Annotated in this window: 18 protein-coding genes; 3 read left to right on the top strand and 15 right to left on the bottom strand. The window is 68.7% G+C overall.

Annotation, left to right across the window (positions count from 1 at the left end):
• Positions 1–30: 30 nt before the first annotated feature.
• The 7 genes from WMF12_RS39425 to WMF12_RS39395 all read right to left on the bottom strand — a co-directional run bounded on the left by WMF12_RS39425 (position 31) and on the right by WMF12_RS39395 (position 6,137).
• Positions 31–1,206, bottom strand: coding sequence for a WD40/YVTN/BNR-like repeat-containing protein (locus WMF12_RS39425; protein ID WP_437853511.1), 1,176 nt, complete (start codon positions 1,204–1,206; stop codon positions 31–33).
• A 1-nt stretch (position 1,207) separates the two neighbouring features.
• A complete protein-coding gene (locus WMF12_RS39420; protein ID WP_437768089.1) occupies positions 1,208–1,486 on the bottom strand; it encodes a MoaD/ThiS family protein in 279 nt (92 codons plus the stop codon).
• Between the two features lie 282 nt (positions 1,487–1,768).
• Positions 1,769–2,998 carry a flavin-dependent oxidoreductase gene (locus WMF12_RS39415; RefSeq protein ID WP_437853509.1) on the bottom strand — a complete coding sequence of 410 codons (1,230 nt, stop codon included), beginning with the start codon at positions 2,996–2,998 and terminating at the stop codon, positions 1,769–1,771.
• Between the two features lie 258 nt (positions 2,999–3,256).
• Positions 3,257–3,652, bottom strand: coding sequence for a hypothetical protein (locus WMF12_RS39410; protein ID WP_437853507.1), 396 nt, complete (start codon positions 3,650–3,652; stop codon positions 3,257–3,259).
• Between the two features lie 75 nt (positions 3,653–3,727).
• Complete coding sequence (locus WMF12_RS39405; protein WP_437853505.1) at positions 3,728–4,096, bottom strand: prolyl oligopeptidase family serine peptidase; 369 nt, start codon at positions 4,094–4,096, stop codon at positions 3,728–3,730.
• Between the two features lie 552 nt (positions 4,097–4,648).
• Complete coding sequence (locus WMF12_RS39400) at positions 4,649–5,266, bottom strand: LysR substrate-binding domain-containing protein (protein ID WP_437853503.1); 618 nt, start codon at positions 5,264–5,266, stop codon at positions 4,649–4,651.
• Complete coding sequence (locus tag WMF12_RS39395) at positions 5,148–6,137, bottom strand: AraC family transcriptional regulator (RefSeq protein WP_437853502.1); 990 nt, start codon at positions 6,135–6,137, stop codon at positions 5,148–5,150. The genes WMF12_RS39400 and WMF12_RS39395 overlap by 119 nt, the downstream gene beginning before the upstream one ends.
• Before the next feature lie 71 nt (positions 6,138–6,208).
• On the opposite strand from WMF12_RS39395, the gene WMF12_RS39390 reads away from it, so the two are divergent.
• Both WMF12_RS39390 and WMF12_RS39385 read left to right on the top strand, forming a co-directional pair.
• Positions 6,209–7,138: a zinc-binding dehydrogenase gene (locus WMF12_RS39390; protein WP_437853500.1), complete on the top strand. Its 930-nt coding sequence runs from the start codon at positions 6,209–6,211 to the stop codon at positions 7,136–7,138.
• Positions 7,135–7,863, top strand: a complete 729-nt coding sequence (locus WMF12_RS39385; RefSeq protein WP_437853498.1) for an SDR family oxidoreductase — start codon at positions 7,135–7,137, stop codon at positions 7,861–7,863. The genes WMF12_RS39390 and WMF12_RS39385 overlap by 4 nt, the downstream gene beginning before the upstream one ends.
• Positions 7,864–7,999: 136 nt before the next feature.
• On the opposite strand, the gene WMF12_RS39380 is transcribed toward WMF12_RS39385, so the two are convergent.
• From WMF12_RS39380 to WMF12_RS39350, 7 genes are all read right to left on the bottom strand, one after another.
• On the bottom strand, positions 8,000–8,386 hold the full coding sequence (locus tag WMF12_RS39380; RefSeq protein WP_437526545.1) for a VOC family protein: 387 nt from the start codon (positions 8,384–8,386) through the stop codon (positions 8,000–8,002).
• 104 nt (positions 8,387–8,490) lie between these two features.
• Positions 8,491–9,102, bottom strand: a complete 612-nt coding sequence (locus tag WMF12_RS39375; RefSeq protein WP_437853496.1) for a GyrI-like domain-containing protein — start codon at positions 9,100–9,102, stop codon at positions 8,491–8,493.
• 215 nt (positions 9,103–9,317) lie between these two features.
• Positions 9,318–10,181 carry an alpha/beta fold hydrolase gene (locus tag WMF12_RS39370; protein WP_437853494.1) on the bottom strand — a complete coding sequence of 288 codons (864 nt, stop codon included), beginning with the start codon at positions 10,179–10,181 and terminating at the stop codon, positions 9,318–9,320.
• Positions 10,182–10,763: 582 nt separating this feature from the next.
• Positions 10,764–11,588, bottom strand: a complete 825-nt coding sequence (locus tag WMF12_RS39365) for a hypothetical protein (protein WP_437853492.1) — start codon at positions 11,586–11,588, stop codon at positions 10,764–10,766.
• Positions 11,589–11,591: 3 nt separating this feature from the next.
• Positions 11,592–12,278 (bottom strand): DUF7638 domain-containing protein, encoded by a 687-nt coding sequence (locus tag WMF12_RS39360; protein WP_437853490.1) that lies wholly within the window; start codon positions 12,276–12,278, stop codon positions 11,592–11,594.
• A 716-nt stretch (positions 12,279–12,994) separates the two neighbouring features.
• Positions 12,995–13,837, bottom strand: a complete 843-nt coding sequence (locus WMF12_RS39355) for a hypothetical protein (RefSeq protein ID WP_437853488.1) — start codon at positions 13,835–13,837, stop codon at positions 12,995–12,997.
• 202 nt (positions 13,838–14,039) lie between these two features.
• Complete coding sequence (locus WMF12_RS39350; RefSeq protein WP_437853486.1) at positions 14,040–14,591, bottom strand: DUF4260 domain-containing protein; 552 nt, start codon at positions 14,589–14,591, stop codon at positions 14,040–14,042.
• Positions 14,592–14,650: 59 nt separating this feature from the next.
• Here WMF12_RS39350 and WMF12_RS39345 point away from each other — a divergent pair, with 59 nt between their 5' ends.
• Positions 14,651–15,613: a LysR family transcriptional regulator gene (locus tag WMF12_RS39345; RefSeq protein ID WP_437853484.1), complete on the top strand. Its 963-nt coding sequence runs from the start codon at positions 14,651–14,653 to the stop codon at positions 15,611–15,613.
• A 186-nt stretch (positions 15,614–15,799) separates the two neighbouring features.
• On the opposite strand, the gene WMF12_RS39340 is transcribed toward WMF12_RS39345, so the two are convergent.
• The gene (locus tag WMF12_RS39340) at positions 15,800–16,693 is read right to left on the bottom strand and encodes a hypothetical protein (protein WP_437853482.1); all 894 of its coding nucleotides are present in this window, start codon (positions 16,691–16,693) and stop codon (positions 15,800–15,802) included.
• Between the last annotated feature and the right edge of the window lie 124 nt (positions 16,694–16,817).

Below are 16,817 nucleotides of genomic sequence, written 5' to 3'. Positions count from 1 at the left end.
GCTTGCGCCCCGTGACCGCCATGCAACCTATCACGCCATGCGTACTGAATAGATCGGCGGTAGGTTATTGGCCACGGTCGTCCAGCCCTCTCCGCCGTCATCGCTCACGTAGAGATTGCCCGTGGTGGTGCCGAAGGCCACGGTGCCGTCTTTGTTGGCGAGCGCGTGGCGGTAGATGACGTCGTAGGCTTGCTCCTGGGGCAAACCCCTGCGGAGCTGCTCCCAGGTCTCACCGCCGTCCTTCGTGCGAGCCACGAAGAGCGCGCCGTCGACGGTGATTCGCTGCATGTCCGACTTACCGGGGACGACCCACGCCGTGCGTCCGTCCCTCGCGTCCGCTGTGATGGGGAAGCCGAAATGCACGCCTTGCTCTGGGCGGCTCACCTTGCGCCAGCTCTTTGCGCCGTCGCTGCTGTAGTAGATCCCAACGTGATTCTGCTGCCAGATATGGTCGGGATCGCCCTCGCATTGCTCGATGTAATGCGTATCGTGGCCCCACTCGGCGTCTGGTTCGGGCGTGTGATCGAGCTGCATGCCGTTGTTCCGCGGTTGCCAGGTCTCTCCACCGTCCGCTGTTTCGATGACGCCCGCCGTCGACACGGCGACGAGCATTCGCTTCGGGTCACGCGGGTCCACCACGATGGAGTGAATGCCCGGGGCGAACTCGCCACCCTCGGAGGCCGGCGTGCCAAACCATTTCGTCTCGCCTTTGCCCTCGCCTGTGAACAGGTCACCCCCGCGTGACTCGTGGTTCCAGAGCGGCCGGTTGAGCTCGAAGGAGCCGCCGCCGTCGCGGCTGACGAACAAGCCACCGGGAATGGTGCCCACGTAGACCGCGCCGCCCGGGCCGAAGCCGATGATCCAGAGCTTTTGCACCGTGGCCGGGCGCGTGACGATCTTGATGCCGACGCCGAAGTCGCTGCCGGCGTCTTCGTACATGTCCTGGCCGATGTAGCGAGCGCCCTCGGGATATTTGATCTGGGCGGGGTTGTCGTTCCAGGTCTCGCCTTCATCCGTCGAGACGGACAGCTTGGCCCCCCAATGGCCGAAGCCGAGCAGCGCCCAGAGCTTGCCCGTGTAGGGATCGCGCGCGACATAGTTGACGCCGCCGCCGGCATGGCCCGCGAGGCGTGGCTTCCACGAGCCGTTCTTTTTCTCGACGATAAACGTGCCTTTTCGCGTGCCTACCAGGATACGGCTTGCCATTTCACCCTCCGCTCAACGCCTGCAGAATATGGACCTCGTCGTCGGCAGCGACTGCGTCTGTGAGTCCCTTGCGGTCGCGGATCATCTGCTTGCCGACGAAAATGTTGACGTGCGTCCGCAAGCGGCCGCGCTCGTCGCAGATGTAGAAGCCGATGCCGGGCGCGAGCCTCTCCAGGGCCGCTACGACCTCACCTGCTGTCGACGCCTCGACGATGAGGTGTTGACCTTCGAGGTGCGGGAAGAAGGTGTAGAGGTGGCGCGTCAGGTGGACAGACGGCATGGCGTGCTTGCCATACTCCCGAGCTCGCCGCGCGTCAATTGGTTTTGCAAGGTCGGCAGGCAAGACGCAGCCACACGCAGAGCCCCGATGTCTTCAGGGCCCAAGCATTCCCGCGCCCGTTCCCGCTTCCGTTACCGCTACCACCTCCGCAGCCGCGTTGCGTCGAGGTAGGTTGATTCGGTGGGAGCGTGCGCCTTCATTGGGGCAGATGAGTTGCCGCTGACAAGGGGTAGGCACGATATGCCGGCTTCTCGGGGATCTCGGGCGCGCCGGGGGCTCTCGTCAGCGAACGACGGGCTCCGAGGCGTGCTTCAGGCCGGTCAGCACCCTGTAGCGGGCGGCGATGGCCTCCAGCTCGCCGGGGGCGAAGACGTCCTCGATGCGGTCGAAGCCGTCGGGCGCGCGCTCATAGGCGATCTGCAAGCACTGCTCCGGACCGTTGCGGCGATTGGCCGCGACGATGGCGGCGGTGGCGGGCAGGCGCTCGGCCTCGTAGGCGGCCAGCGCTTCCACCGGATCGGCATGGGTGGCGAGCGCGCGGACCAGCGCGCGGGCGTCCAGGATGGCCTGGCTCGCCCCGTTGGAGCCGTTCGGATACATGGGATGGGCGGCGTCGCCCAGCAGCGTCATGCGCCCATGGCTCCAGCGCGGCAGCGGATCGCGGTCGACCAGCGGGAACTCGTAGATCGCCTCGGCGCTCCGGATCAGGTCGGGCACATCCAGCCAGCCGAAGCGCCAGTCCTCGAACCTGGGCAGGAAGTCGGCGGGGTCGCCCCGCCGGTTCCAGTCCTCCCGTCGCAGGCTCCTGGCGAACGCGAGATCGGCGGCCCAGTTGATCCTCTGGCGGCCGTCCGGCCCCGGTGGGGAAATCGGATAGACGACGAACTTCTGGTCCTGATGCCCGGCAATGATCATGCTGGCGCCGGTGAGGAAGGGCATCGCCAGGCTGGTCCCCCGCCAGAGGATGTGACCGCCATAGATCGGCGGCCCCTCGTCCGGATAGAGGCCGGCGCGCGCCGCCGAGTGGATGCCGTCGGCGCAGATCAGGAGGTCGGCGGAAACCTCCCACGCCGCGCCCGCGCGATCGAGGAAGAGCGCATCGACGCGGCCCCCGCCCTGCTCGTGGCCCGCGAGGCGCCGATCGCAGAGCACCCGGCCTGTGCCCAGCCGCTCGACGGCGGCGTCGAACAGCACGCCTTGGAGGGCGCCGCGGTGGAGGGAGAGCTGGGGCGTGGCATGACCCGCGAAGCGGCCGCGGGGCTCGCCCCAGATGCGCTGGCCGAAGCGGTTGAAATAGATGAGCTCGCGGGTCGCCACACTCTGGGCCAACAGGGCCTCGAAAAGACCCAGCTCGCCCAGCACCTCGGCGGCGTGGGGCAGGAGGTTGATGCCGACCCCGAGCGGCAGGATGGTGGGCGCCGCCTCGAACACCGTCACCTCATGACCCGAGGCGTGCAGCGCCAGAGCCGCGGCCAGGCCGCCGATCCCACCGCCCGCGACGATCACTTGCATAAGTCCTCCCGTAGACATGCGGCTCGACGCCGCCCCTCGTTGAAGCCGCCGCCCTCTCGATAGCCGGCACGGCGGCCGCCGAGCATTGAAACGAGCGCGCCGAGCGGTCCACAGTTCCTTACCACGATGACCTCGCCGCCGCGCGAGGACAGCACGTACCTGGCGTCCAGCGCCGTGCTCGATCCGAGCAGCTGGGAGTCTCCTCCCCATCAGGTCCTGAAGGTGGTCGAGCAGGAGGCCCTCGGGATCACCCGCAGGCTACATGTCCGAGAACTCGATCTTCTCGAGCTCGAGGAGCAGCGCGAGGTTCGCGGGATCGGCGCGCGACGGCGCGAAGCCGATCCACCGGAGGCCGCTGGCCCTCGCCCTTTCCCATGTCGCGCGGCATGCCGTGAACCAGTCACGAATGAACTCGTCCTGGCTATCTCGGAACGCTTCCGGCCGGTACATCATGGATCGATAGGCCATTAGCATCATGATCTTCTCGAACGTGGACAGCTCGACGTCCCGCGGCTTCTCATCCGACCAGACCAGCATCCCCTTGGTCAGCTCGTAGCCGACCCTCGCGTCCGGATCCTCCGTGAGCGCCTCGATCTTCGCCCGGTCGGCGGGCGGGAACAGATCGTTCGAGTCACTGTCGAACAAGTCGTTCATTCGACGAGCGTACACAGGTGTCCATACTGCGTCCAGGAGCCGCCCGCCTCCCCTTGATGGCCGCGCGCGTCGCGGTCAGGCCGCCTCCGGAGCGCGGTCTCTCGCGCAGTAGCGCTCGATCCACTCGACGATACGGCGGCTATAGAACACGCGGTGGCTCGGCTTGCCGTGCTCGGCGAGGCCCTCGGCGACCAGCTCGTCGATGGCGGCGAGGTGCTCCGGCAGGTCGCGCTCGCCCCAGCGCCCCCGCAGGCGATCGGCGAACTCCTTTCCTTGTCCGGCCGAGCCGACCGGGTTCAAGGACAGGACGGCCCACCCGCGGGACACCAGCACATACCAGTACGGCCGGTACGTGAAGCCGAACTCGACAGGGGCGTGCGGGCCCCCGTGCACATGGCAGCGTTGCTGCTCGGCCTGGCCGGCGCCTCGGCAGCACAGGCACACACCGCAAGGTCCATCTCCTCGTCGTGGCCATCCCACCGTACAGCCACGCTGCACGCGCTGGTTGGCATGGAGGACCTTCCGCGATCCGCATCCCTCCCGGAAAAGTGACGCTGGTTCAGCAACTTATCGATGCGTCGACGGGGTCGCGTTCACTTCACGGCCTGCTGGGTGAGCGCTGCGCTGCAACGGAGAGTCTTCGCCTGCGCCACCGATCTGTCACGAGCGCGGAGCACCCTGTTTCCCAGGAACATGCGGATCGACCCACCTGCCACGCTGGGACGACACACCGTGACCCTGTACCTGGGGCCCGCGGAGGACGAAGGCCCCGAGGCCAGCGAGTCGTTTGGCGAAGCCATCTGGTTCGACCGCCGGGATCCACAATCCATTCGCCGCGCCCAGGAGATCCTCCGGGACCGGCTTCGACTCTCGGTCGCACCGACGCTGTGCGACGAGCCTTCGCCTGGCCTCGGGGCAGCGTTGGGCCGAATCCTCGCGGCCCTCGTCGGCTGGCGCGCGCCGGGCTCGTGGTCGCCTGAGCGGTATTGACGGCGCTCATCCATCTGCGAGCGCGAGAGGCCGCTGGGCGATGACGTCCACGAGGTAGTCGCGCAGGGCCGTCACTTTGCGCGGCACGTGCTGAGCCGGCGGGTAGACGAAGAAGAGCGTTCCGACGGTTTGCTTCCAGCTCGGAACCAGCCGTACCAGCCGCCCTGCGAGCACGTCCTCGTGTGCCAGGTAGCCGGGCAGCACGGCGAGCCCCGCGGCCATCCGCACCATGCCGTGGGCAAGCAGCAGATCATCGGTGGAGACGCGCGGCGACGGCGGGCCTTGCAGCTCCTTCGGAAGGCGGCGCAGGTCGGAGAAGGACACCCAGCGGTGCTTCGCGCAGTCGGCCAGCGAGCGCGGCGCACCGAATTGCGCGACGTAGTTGGGCGCAGCGAAGATCCCGAGATCCACGGCGCCGAGTCGGCGCGCCGCCAGGCGGAGGGGGAGTGAGGCGCCTGGGTCGTCGCGCGAGGTGCCATCACTCTCTCTGTCCGTGCCATTTCGGTCAGAGAGCCGTGGCGCGCGGGGCCCGGGAGCCCTCGTCGCGACCCTGCCGCCGCAAGGCGCTCGGCGGCACGCCCGAGAATCGCTTGAACGCACGGCTGAAGGCCGCCTCGGAGTCATAGCCGAGCCGCGCGGCCGCCTCGGCGACGGTCACGCGGTCGTCGCGCAGCCAGCCGCTCGCGACGTGCATGCGCCAGCGCGCGAGATAGCGCGCCGGCGGCACGCCGACCACCGCCGCGAAGCGCTCCGAGAAGATGGAGCGCGACATCCCCGCCACGTCGGCGAGCGACTCCACCGACCACGGCTCGCCCGGGCGCCGGTGGATCGCGGCGAGCGCGCGGCCGATCTGCGGGTCTCGTATCGCGGCGAGCCAGCCCTCCGTCTCCTCTGTGCGCGACTCGACCCACGCGCGGACTACCCTCGTGATCACCACGTCCGCGAGGCGTGTCATCACCGTCGCGGCGCCGACGCGGCGCCTGAGCACCTCGTCTGCCATGGCGTCGAGGAGCGCCGGCAGCACCGCGTCCTCGGCGCCGCCGCCCCGCACGAGGAGCAGCGGAGGCATCAGCTCGAGGAGCGGATTCACGGCGGGCTGGGCGAACCCCACGCTGCAGCAAACGAGGATCGTCCGCGCGCCCGCGCCGCCGGCGCGCATGTCGAACACCCGGTCGCCGATCTCCTCGAGCGGCATCTCCTCGAGCGGCTTCACGCGCCCGCGCGCCCTGTCCGCGAGCGCGTGGCCCGTCCCGCGCGGCAGGAGCGCGACGTCGCCCGCGTGGAGCTCCAGCCACCCGCGCTTCGGCGCGCGCAGCCAGCAGCCGCCCGAGACGACGAAATGGAACCGCGCCTGCGGCACCGGGGGGAGGTCGATGCCCCAGGGGCGCGTCAGCTCGCAGCGACCATAGGAGCCCTCCGAGAGCCGGAGGTCCTGGAGCACCTCGCTCAGCGCGTCGGGCGAGAGCGCCTCCGGGTCGGACGAACGGGCAAGCATTGGAGACAAACTAGCATGGAACGTCCGCCGCGCCGGGCGCACGTTGCGGCGCAGGAGGCGTGAAGAACACCATGCGTGCGCTTGTTTATGATCCCAGCCAGCCACGAGGCCTTCGCTTTGCGGAGGTGCCGCCCCCGGCCCCGGCGCCGTCGCAGGCGCTCATCGAGGTCCACGCTGTCTCGCTGAACTTCGGCGAGGTCGCGTTCCTGTCCGACCTGCGCAAGCCCGGCGAGGTGCCGGGGTGGGACGCCGCCGGCGTCGTGGTCCGCGCGGCCGCCGACGGGTCCGGGCCGAAGGAGGGGGCGCGCGTCGCGTCGTTCGCCTGGAACGGCGGCGCGTGGGCCGAGCTGCGCGCGGTCGACACGTCCGACCTCGGCGTCGTGCCGGACTCGGTCGATCTCGGCGCGGCCAGCACGATCCCGGTGGCGGGCGTGACGGCGCTGCGTGCGCTGCGCGCCCTCGGGCCGGTGGTGGGGCGCCGTGTCCTCGTCACGGGCGCCTCGGGCGGCGTCGGCCGCTACGCCGTCCAGCTCGCGCGCCGCGCCGGCGCGCACGTCGTGGCCGCTGTCGGGAGCGCCGCGCGCGGCGAGGGGCTGCGCGAGCTCGGCGCCGACGAGGTGGTCGTCGGCCTGGACGCGGTGAAGGAGCCTGTCTTCGGCGTGCTCGACAACGTCGGCGGCGCGCAGCTCGCCCGGGCGCTGAGCCTCGTGGAGCGCGGCGGCTCGGTGCAGAGCATCGGTATGGCGTCGGGCGAGCCGAGCACCATCGACTTCGAGCAGGAGCGGCGGCGCGGGGGGAGCCGGCGCGTCGAGGTCTTCGTCGTGGGCGCCGGCTTCGGGCCGGACATCACCTACCTGGCCTCGCTGCTCGAGCGGCGAGAGCTCGACCCGCAGATCGGGTTTCGCGGCGGCTTCGAGCGCGCGGCGGAGGCGGCCCAGGCGCTGCTCGATCGGCGGGTGGCGGGCAAGGCGGTGCTGGATCTCCGGAGGGAAGGGCGATGAGCGAGCTATCGAGTCAGACCGTGGCCGTCGTCGGCGCGAGCTCGGGGATCGGGCTCGCCACGGCGCGTGCGGCGGCGGCGCGGGGCGCCCGCGTGATCCTGCTCAGCCGCTCGCAGGCGAGGCTCGACGAGGCCGCGGCGAGCGTCACCGGGGGGACGACACGCGCGGTCGCCATGGACATGCTGGACGCCGCCGCCGTGGATCGCGCGATGGCGGTGATCGCGTCGATCGGGGGCATCGATCATCTGGTGCTCACCGCGGTCGCGGACGAGCTGGCCAGTTGCGCGCCGATAAGGGCGCTGACCGCCGAGCAGGTCGAGCGCAGCTTCGACAAGCTGCGCGGGTTCGTGAACGTCCTGCGCGCGGCCGCGCCGCTCCTCCGCGAGCGCGGCTCGGTCACGCTCGTGGCCGGCGCCTCGGCGGAGAGGCCGCCGCGAGAGGGGTTCTCGGTCCTCGCCGCCGCGAGCGGGTCGATCCTGAGCTTCGGAAAGGCGCTGGCGCTGGAGCTCGCGCCGATCCGCGTCAACGTGCTGATGGCGGGCGTCGTCGACACGGCCATTCACGCCGGGCGGCGGGAGCAGATGAAGGCCTGGGCCGAGAAGGACCTGCTCGTCCGGCGCTTCGGCCAGCCCGAGGACATCGCCCACGCCATCGAGTTCCTGATGACCAACCCGTACATGACCGGCCACACGCTCACCGTCGACGGTGGCTTCGTCGCGATCTGAGGAGACCACGGCAGCGAGCGACCATCAGGGATCTCTCCAGAGCCGGCGCGCCGTCATCGCCGGCGGCACGAGCGGAACGGGGCTCGGCGCGGCGAGGGCTGCGGCGCGAGAGGACTGCTGAGTCCGATCGCCCTGGTCATTGGCCGGCAGGCGGTTGCCAGAGTTCTACCTTGTTTCCTTCTGGATCGATGACCCAGGCGAACTTCCCGTACTCGGAATCGTCAATCTTCTCGAGGACGTTGCAGCCTTCTTCGCGTAAGACCTTGACGAGGGCGTGGAGATCCTCGACCCGGTAGTTGACCATGAACGTTGCAGTGCTGGGCGCAAACTGGTCACCCTGCGCCGAAGCAATGGACCAGACGGTTGTTCCGGCGACCGGCTTACCTTCACCGTCGGTCCAGGTAAAAGCCGTGCCACCCCATTCCTGGACATCGATTCCGAGGTGCCGCTTGTACCAAGCCTGTAGCGCCGGAGCGTCTTTGGCTTTGAAGAAGATGCCGCCAATGCCAGTGACTCGCTTCATAGAATCTTCGAGGACGGGTGTGGTGAGGGAGAGCGTGTTTTCTGCGACCTGACGCCTGAGTTGAGCCGTGCCGCGAAGCGGCGTCGGCTTGAACGATCTGTTGACTATCGCGCCATAGGTTGGCGGATGATGGTCTTCCACTTGGCCGGATCGGCGCGACGTATGTCGCTCAGATACACCTCGTGGTGCTTTCCTGCAAGCGCCGAGCGCGCGCCGATAAAATCATGGACTCGCTGAATGGTCGGCCCTTCTTCGGTGAAGGGGCCAATGTGAAGTATCTGAGCGCATGACCCTTCGGTGAAGCTCTCCAGTCTGAGCGCGTCCAGCGCGGGGAGCGCCTTCTTTCGCCTCACGTCCGCCATGGCCGCCTGAATCACCGCCTCCTCGACAAAATGAGGCTGCATGATCATCATCGTCCATTTCCACCGTGACCTGTCGTTGGAGGTGAAGGCGGACATGTCATCCGACCACCAAAGGCCTTCGAGAGGCATGACGGCGTAGTCAATCCCTCGCGCCCCCTTCTTCACCATGAACTTCGTCGTGTAGGCAACGGAGAATAGCGCTTCCACTGCCTCGGCATACTCCCGTGATGTGTTGGGATCGCCCTTTCCGTCGATCATGAGGAACTGAAATGTCGGCACTTCAACCTGAACCACCTCCTTCGCAGATGCCTGGTAGAGATGTTTGAGTTCCCTCTTGAGATCAACTTTCGACACGAATGCACCTGATGATGGCTAGCGTGTTGTGCTTCAGCTGGGGCGCGTGAGCGCCGTGGGATGCGAGCGCCGGTCAGGCGCCTCTTGCTGACCGGTAAAGCTCCTCCAGAGCGGGGTACGTCGACGCAAGATGCTCCCGGCTCGTCGACGGGCCGGCGTCCGCGTCACGCGCCCGGAATCCAGCTGCCGACCGTCGGGCTCACGGTGTGCGCGTCCTAACGCAGCCCCTCCACGCGCCTGACGAAGGCGCTCATCAACGCGGCGCATTCGGCCGGATGGGTCTCCAGCAGGAAATGCGGGCCGTCGAGGATGTGCGCCTCCATGCGCGGGAGCGCCTTCATCCAGGAGAGGGTCTCCTCGAGATCGAAGAAGATATCGTGCCGCCCCCACAGCATCAGCGCCGGGGGTTGCCAGCGATCGAGATAATCGGCTATCTCCCCGAATCGCGCGACATGGCTGCGATAGTCGAGCAGCAGCGCACGCTGCGTCTCGAGCCGGCCGGGGAGCGACATGATCCGCCAGTCCTCCTCCCACAGCCTGGGATCGATGCGCTCGGCGATGTCCCGGGGCACGCCGCCCAGATATTGGTCGCGTGTCCCCTCGAAGGTCAGGTGCGCGGTCGCCTCGGCTTGCCGCTCCGGCGTAGGATCGTCCCAATAGGCCCTGGTCGCCGACCATTGCGGCCCCATCCCGCTCTCATGGGCATTGGCATTCTGGACGATGAGGCTGCGTATCCTGCGCGGCGCGCGCGTGGCGAGATGAAGTCCTACCGCCGTTCCATAATCGTGGAGGTAGAGGTGGAAGGACCCGGCTCCGAGCCGCGCGAGCAGTCCGTCGATCATGTCCGCGAAACGCGAGAATGAGGGGCGCTCCACCGGCTCGGAGCCGCCGAACCCCGGAAGGTCCGGGGTGATCACGAAGCAGTCCCGCGCGAGGGTGTCGATCACGTTCCGGAACGATTCCGAGGAGCTTGGAAAGCCGTGGATCAGGAGAATCGCCGGCTTCTCCCGATCGCCCGCCAGGCGGACCGCCATTTCGGCACCTTCGATCTCGAACCTCACCAGCTCCGGTTTTCTCATCGCACCTGGTTCCTTCGATGCCTTCAATCGTCTGACGGGCCTCCCGGCAGAAGGTGACACGCCATTCGCGCGCCGGCCACTGTCTCCCCCCTTCAAGCGGCCTATTTCGCCTGCCCTGCGCTGCCTGACGGCTTGCGGGTGAGCCGCGAAGCCCGCCGAGGCCGACGTCCCATCGTGCCACGCCCGTCCGGCCTGTCGCAAGGCTTCGGTCATCCACGCCGCAGGCTTCATCGGCTCCAGCCGCTTGTTCGCCGAAGCAGATGATCGCGAACTGCTGTGCCCGGCAGATCGGCCGCGACCACGGAGAGGAGATCCTGCGGAACAGCGCCACTGGAGGCGCAATGTCGTAGTGCGACGACGACGGCGAGCGCAGTGAAGGGCGGCATCCGCTGGGACGACCAGGGCAAGATGATCTCGGGCGAGGACGGCGTCCCCCTGGAGACGCTCCGGCTTCCTGAATAGCCGGATTGAGGCTCGCCCAGCGAGCCGCGTCGGTGGAAGCCGGCGCGTCCACAGGCCCGGGTGCAGCGGCGGCCATGGGGTGATCGGTCGAGCACCCGCCCCAGGTGGTATTCGGCACATTCAAAATGGATCGTCCCCAGAAGGGAAATGGTCGAGGTCAATCTCCCCCAGATCAGGAGGTCTTCGGTATTCGACGACATTCTTGACCCGGCGCAGCCACGGCTCGAGAAGCCCCTCTCTCACGAGCGCTGCGTAACCATCAGGGTCGAAGTAAATCCAGGTCGGATCACCATCGTGATCGAACGGGCCGCAAAACCGCCGCAGTCCGTCGGCCTTCTCCACGAGATCGTTCGCCGCGGCAACGAGGGCCCCACACAGTCGATCGCGGGCGTCGTCTGCGTCCGTGTCGCTCGAATTCCCCAGATCCAGCCGGGCTTGCCTGAGCATTCTGGCTCGTGGAAAGCGTCCTCGAATCTTGAGCTCCGAGATGAGCGAAACCATCTCCTGGACGCCCCGCTCCGGATCATCATCCCACCACGAGGTCGGGAAGATGGCCTGCGTCGCCACGAATCGGTCGAGAATCGTCGAAAGAGGATCCCAGAATGGAAAGTCGGGAGCCGCGAAGCAGACAGAGGCATCGGGAGCGTCGACGGCGACGCCGGCCCTCTTGAATCTTTCAAGAATCAAATGATAGCGCTCGTAGTCGTCGGGACTCGGCTTCAGCTCCCTGACCCGGATCGCCACGTAGCAAGGTGCGCCCCCTGCGGGCCCGGGCTCGAGGTCGGCCAGGATCGCATCGCACTGCCCCGCATCCAGGTACGTTCGAACGCGATCGTCGACGACCGTCTCCGGAGTCAGATAGGTCACCCGGCCGGCGCCGTTCAGCTCGAACCGCTGGTGCCCCAGCTTGCGGCCGATGATAACCCTATGTGTCTTGACGTTCATGGATCACTTCTCGCGCTCCTCGAAATGACGCCTGGGATTCGACGAGCGATTGTGGACGCGGGCGCCCTCCGGCACCGAGCCGACGATCCTGCCGGCCTCCACCATGCCGCGGAGGGCAGCGACGTCCAGCGCCTCGGGAGACGGAAGGCGCCCCAGCTCGACGAGACCATCGGCGAAGACGCGGAGGCTCGCGAGGTGGTACTCGCCGTCGTGAACGAGGACCGAGATCCGGTCCCCCGGGACGCGCTCGGAGAACGCGCACTCGGGATCGATGACGCGGACGGGCCGCGCTTGCGACGTGCCGAGGATGGAAACGCGCACATCGCCGACCATCTCGACCGTGCGCCCGTGGCAGTCGTGGAGGTTCTCCATCCGCGGGTTGAGCTGACGCACCAGCGCGAGAACCCGCTCGAATAGCCCATCGGCGTCGATCTCCCACCGGCCGCCTGTGGTGGTCCACGCCGCAAGGCCGTGCACCGACACCTCGGCGGGATCCGAGGTGTGCGGCGTGACCCAGCCGGAGCGGAGCCGGTCACGAAAGAGCGCGAGGTCAAGGAGCTCCCAGCAGTCGACGAGGCCGTCCGCGAAGACGGGAAGGTCGACGAAGAAGAACGTCGGCCCGTTATGGATGAACGCGGGCGTGACAATGCCGTCGATCGTCTTGGTACGCGAAACGCGGTCGGCCGCCATGGAGATGCATCCTACGCCTTCTGCTCGTCGTGGGCTCGGTGCATCCTTGCATCCCGCGGACTGCTCGGGGGGCGCGCTTCCCGCCTGGCCGCCTTGGCATGATGCCGGCCCGCCGAACGAGCGCGGTTCTGCCGTCGGGCACCTGGGCCGCGAAGCCCGGCGCAGGTGCACCGCCGGCAGCAGCCGCCGGGTCAGGCGGCACTGTGCCGCGAGAAATCCGCCGGGATGGGCACAGGCTCAACCTCCGCCGACCACGATTGGGACGAGGCCGGAAAGGTCGACCTGCGTGACGGTGGCAAATCGGATGCTTGGGAGGCAGACAAGGCGTGCAGCGCGACGAAGGATGGGGGGCGCCTCGGGCTCCAGCAGAGGACGTACGGGTGCGGCGTCGAGACAGTAGACCGTCGATCCCCCGTAGTCAGGGTCTGCATCAAAGGAGTAGAGGCCACAGGAAGCTTCGAGCGACGGGAGTGTTGGAGACGCCCCTGATGCGCGCCACCGAGCACTGACGACGGCCTCCGTGATGAGGGGAGCGGATGCGAGGAGCTCGTCGGCCGCTTCGACCGCTTGGTAGTCATCGAATACCGACGCAGGCCACGCCGCGTACGGTCCAGTGAAGACACCAATCTGGGAGTCTGCATCGACGGCGAACCAACGCGCCAGAGTGCCTTCGATGTCCCATCGGGTAGTCATGCATTCATCTCCGCCCGCCGCTCTCAGGCCCGGCCGAGGATGCTTCGGAAGAAACCGGTCTTCGAGGGCGGCGCCTCGACGGGTCGCCCGACCAGCCAGCAGTCGGCGACCACGAGCGTCGCGCGCTCCGGGACCTCCACGGCGTCGGCCGGCGCGACGATGTCGATGGGACCGCCGAGGGTACGGACGCGCGTATGTACGAACCTGCTCCCAGTGATCTCGTTGCGTGCAAGGGTGACCGACTCGACGTTCCCCGTGAGCAGGGCGCGGGCGCGCGCGCCGAGCTCGCCCTCGGCGCCGAACATGCCGTGCGGCAGGAATGCCTGGTCCGCGAGGCGCATGGGCTTGCCGGGCTCGCGCGGGACGCCGGGCTCTGCATCGCCGAAGAGCGCCGCCTGCGCGCGCTCGAGGTCGTCGGGCGTGGCGCAGAGTGAAAGGGACGAGGCGAAGCCGACGATCACGACCTCGAACGTCCGCTCCTTCGCGAGCCAGGCCTGATAGGGCTCGAAGAACAGGAATTGCAGCGCGGTCCGCGTGCACATCACGCCGGACGAAGGGTCGAGCACGTCGCAGTCCGCGCCGCTACAATGCAGGCACTCGCGATCGAGGTGCGGCGCGCTCGTGTGCACTCGCCAGCGCGTGCCACCGTCGGGCGCGGCGAAGAAGGGGGTGATGCAATCGATCGCCTTTCGGGCGTCAAGCCGGGCAGCGAGCGCGGCGCCGCTCGCGTCGCGGAACCAGAGGTAGTGCGCCGCGGACGCGCCGAGGTCCGGCGGCGGAGCGGCGCGCTCGAGCGCGGCGCCGACCGTACGCCGCAAGTCGTCCTCGGAGGAAGCAGCGAAGCCGATCGCGGACAGGTTGCTCATGGGGGAGGTATACCCGAGATCTGCACGCGTGCGTTCATGAGCGCGATTGGGTCGAGGGCGTCACCTTCACGCTGGGGCCGCCGGGCAAGGGCGGCATCCGCTGGGACGACCAGGGCAAGATGATCTCGGGCGAGGACGGCGTCGCCGTGGCGATGCGCCGATTTTCCGGCTGCCGTCCACTCTATTACTCCAGCAGCCGTCTTCAGGCCGGCGACCGTTGAAACCATCGTTGCTTGAAAGAGCGCTTCGAGCCCACGCGGCCAAGGTGCGTGTCGCCGAACGCCGTCCCGTACTTGAGCCCATAGCCCAGCATCCGATCGAAGCCGATGTGCCCGACCCAGATCGCCGCGCCGAGCAGCAGCGCCGGCGAGCCAAGCGCGACCGACGCGACCGCGAGCAGCGCCGGAGCCAGATGGCTGTGCCCCGCGTTGTAGGCCACGGCGCCCACCCGCGGGCCCGCGAGGTAGCCGAGCAGCGACAGGTCGGGCAGGAGGAACAGCGCCGCGAACCATCCCCAGCTCCCGCCCAGGTGCGCGTAGGCGAGCAGCGCTGCTCCGAGCACGAGCGCGCCCTCGAGGCGCAGGAACGCGCGCGGCATGCCCGTGGCCCCGCCCGCCGAGACCTCGCAGGTGGGCTGCGGCGCGGGGCGGCGGGTAGAGGGAGCAAGGTCGAGCGCAGGGAGCGTCGCGGCGGTGGTTATGGTCGTTCTCCTCGTCGTGCGTACCGGCGCGGGTGCCGGCGACGTGGAGAGCATGGTCGCCGCGGGTGCTCATGAACATTGTACAAATGCGTCCATCCGCTCATCATCTTTTGATGAGCCCAGCCGAGCCCTCGTGGGACCTCTACGGTGCCTTCCTTGCCGTCATGCGCACCGGCAGCCTCTCCGCCGCCGCGCGTGCCCTCGACGTCGCGCAGCCCACCGTGCGCCGCCAGATCGAGCAGCTCGAGTCGCAGCTCGGCGTCGTGCTCTTCACCCGCGCGCCGAACGGCCTGGTGCCGACCGAGCTCGCGCTTGCCACGCTGCCCTACGCCGAGTCCATCGCCGCGAGCGCGCGCGCCCTCGTGCGCGCCGTGTCGAGCCCCACCGATGCCGACCGCGGCACCGTGCGCGTCACGTGCAGCGAGGTCGTTGGCGCCGAGGTGCTTCCCCCGATGCTCGCCGCGCTCCTCGTTGCTCACCCGCGCCTTCATATCGAGCTCGTCGCCACGAATCGCACCGAGGATCTCCTGCGCCGCGACGCCGATGTCGCCGTGCGCATGGCGGAGCCGACGCAGGCCGGCCTGGTGAGGCGCTGCGCCGGGCGCGTCGAGCTCGGCCTCTTCGCCACCAAGGCGTACCTCGCCGTGCACGCTGCCCCGACGTCGCTCGCAGGGCTCGTGCAGGACCACGCCCTCATCGGCGCCGACGGCTCCCGCGCCATGATCGACGCGCTCGCCGCCGCCGGGCTCGTCACCACGCCGCGCGATTATGCGTTCCGCAGCGACAGCGACATCGCGCAGCTCGCCGCGGTGCGCGCCGGCCTCGGCATCGGGGTGTGCCAGCTCCCGCTCAGCCGGCGGCCGGTGCCGCTCGTGCGCGTGCTGCCCGCGCTCGCCTTCCACCTGGACGCCTGGGTCGTCATGCACGAGGATCTGCGCGCCGTGCGCCGCGTCCGCCTCGTCTTCGAGCACCTCGTCGCGCAGCTTGGTGCCTACGCGACCCAGGCACGCGAAACACGGCCGGTGGCGAGGAAGGCCCGGCCCCCGGGCACGCGGGGAAGGCCCAGCTCGGGCTGAGCGGCGAGGAACCCTTCATGACGACCGAGGTGGGGTCTCCCACCTGGCAGGACGGCGTCGCCGTGGAGATCGCCGGTTTCCTGAATCGCTGGAGTGGAGCTCGCCCGCGCCCGCGCAACGTCCCGCCGATCGTCAGCCGGCAAAGACCGTCTGATTCATCGCCTTATCGGGCCGCACCATCAACCGTCAGGAGAGCACTTCGGTGGCCGTCTTCGCCCCGAGGACGTTCTCGATCCAGCGGTCGAGGGTCGCGACGTCCGTGCATGCCTGGATGCGCGCGCTCTCGACCTCGGTGAGCACGATCCCTGCACGCGCAAGCAGCCGCAGCAGCGTGTCCCTCTTGCCCTCACGCATGCCCTTGAGCTCGCCCTCGAGCTTGCCGCGCTCGATGAGCTTCTGCACGAACGGGGGAAACGTCGCCTCGCCTTCAATCTGCCGTTCCATGACCAATGCCTCCAGAGCCTGCCTCATGGGCTCACGCAACCCGTTCCAGATGAGCTGAAAATAGACCATCGCGTGCGCCTGGTCGAGCCGGCCGAGGACCGCGAGCGCCGCCTGGACCACGGTGAGCCCGCTCGGCCCGTTGCCGTGCGCCACCGCCGAGAGCACGGCGAGCTCCGTCTCCTTCTCCGCGTCGGCAGGGTCGATGATCTCGGGGACGACCGCCGGACCGAGCACCAGCGGCTCGACGTTGCCGCGGCCCAGGCCGAGGTCGATGTTCTCCGCCGCCCAGGCGGCCACGCCGGCGTCCGGTGCGATCACGAGGACGACCGTGCCGCAGCGCTTCCTGGCGCGCACGACCGCGACGTACGTCGGCCACGAGAAAATCTTGTCCGGGTCCACGTCGCGCTGCACCTCGATGACGATCGCCAGCACGAGCGCGCCGCTGTCGTCTCGAAGCTCGAGCACCAGATCGGCGCGGAACTCCACCGGGATGAGCTGGTCGAGCGACGACTCGACCACCGCGACCGCCGCGTGCGGCGGCACCTCGACGTGGAAGAGCGTCGCGAGCAAGCGGGGCGCGAGCTCCGGGTGCTCGCGGAACATCTCGACGAGGGCGTTGTGCTCGAGCGTCGGCATGACGCGCGGCCTCGAGCACACCCCATGCCGGCACGAAACACCGGGAAAATGCGAGCAGAGCTCCATCTCAGGGGTGGCGGCGCCATGGCGGACGGGGGCGGCCAGCGACGCCGGCTGGGAAGCG

It is taken from the genome of Sorangium sp. So ce363 (assembly GCF_051520435.1).
GTDB lineage: Bacteria > Myxococcota_A > Polyangia > Polyangiales > Polyangiaceae > Sorangium > Sorangium cellulosum_B.
This window is presented reverse-complemented; position numbering and strand designations above follow the sequence as displayed.

Excerpts from the sequence above, each read along its gene's own strand:
- WMF12_RS39425 (WP_437853511.1), bottom strand. The coding sequence starts at position 1,206 with ATGGCAAGCCGTATCCTGGTAGGCACGCGAAAAGGCACGTTTATCGTC.
- WMF12_RS39360 (WP_437853490.1), bottom strand. The coding sequence starts at position 12,278 with ATGGCGGCCGACCGCGTTTCGCGTACCAAGACGATCGACGGCATTGTC.
- WMF12_RS39370 (WP_437853494.1), bottom strand. The coding sequence starts at position 10,181 with ATGAGAAAACCGGAGCTGGTGAGGTTCGAGATCGAAGGTGCCGAAATG.
- WMF12_RS39400 (WP_437853503.1), bottom strand. The coding sequence starts at position 5,266 with ATGACTCCGAGGCGGCCTTCAGCCGTGCGTTCAAGCGATTCTCGGGCG.
- WMF12_RS39410 (WP_437853507.1), bottom strand. The coding sequence starts at position 3,652 with ATGAACGACTTGTTCGACAGTGACTCGAACGATCTGTTCCCGCCCGCC.
- WMF12_RS39355 (WP_437853488.1), bottom strand. The coding sequence starts at position 13,837 with ATGAGCAACCTGTCCGCGATCGGCTTCGCTGCTTCCTCCGAGGACGAC.
- WMF12_RS39385 (WP_437853498.1), top strand. The coding sequence starts at position 7,135 with ATGAGCGAGCTATCGAGTCAGACCGTGGCCGTCGTCGGCGCGAGCTCG.
- WMF12_RS39395 (WP_437853502.1), bottom strand. The coding sequence starts at position 6,137 with ATGCTTGCCCGTTCGTCCGACCCGGAGGCGCTCTCGCCCGACGCGCTG.
- WMF12_RS39420 (WP_437768089.1), bottom strand. The coding sequence starts at position 1,486 with ATGCCGTCTGTCCACCTGACGCGCCACCTCTACACCTTCTTCCCGCAC.
- WMF12_RS39350 (WP_437853486.1), bottom strand. The coding sequence starts at position 14,591 with ATGCTCTCCACGTCGCCGGCACCCGCGCCGGTACGCACGACGAGGAGA.
- WMF12_RS39380 (WP_437526545.1), bottom strand. The coding sequence starts at position 8,386 with ATGAAGCGAGTCACTGGCATTGGCGGCATCTTCTTCAAAGCCAAAGAC.
- WMF12_RS39365 (WP_437853492.1), bottom strand. The coding sequence starts at position 11,588 with ATGAACGTCAAGACACATAGGGTTATCATCGGCCGCAAGCTGGGGCAC.
- WMF12_RS39345 (WP_437853484.1), top strand. The coding sequence starts at position 14,651 with ATGAGCCCAGCCGAGCCCTCGTGGGACCTCTACGGTGCCTTCCTTGCC.
- WMF12_RS39415 (WP_437853509.1), bottom strand. The coding sequence starts at position 2,998 with ATGCAAGTGATCGTCGCGGGCGGTGGGATCGGCGGCCTGGCCGCGGCT.
- WMF12_RS39390 (WP_437853500.1), top strand. The coding sequence starts at position 6,209 with ATGCGTGCGCTTGTTTATGATCCCAGCCAGCCACGAGGCCTTCGCTTT.
- WMF12_RS39340 (WP_437853482.1), bottom strand. The coding sequence starts at position 16,693 with ATGCCGACGCTCGAGCACAACGCCCTCGTCGAGATGTTCCGCGAGCAC.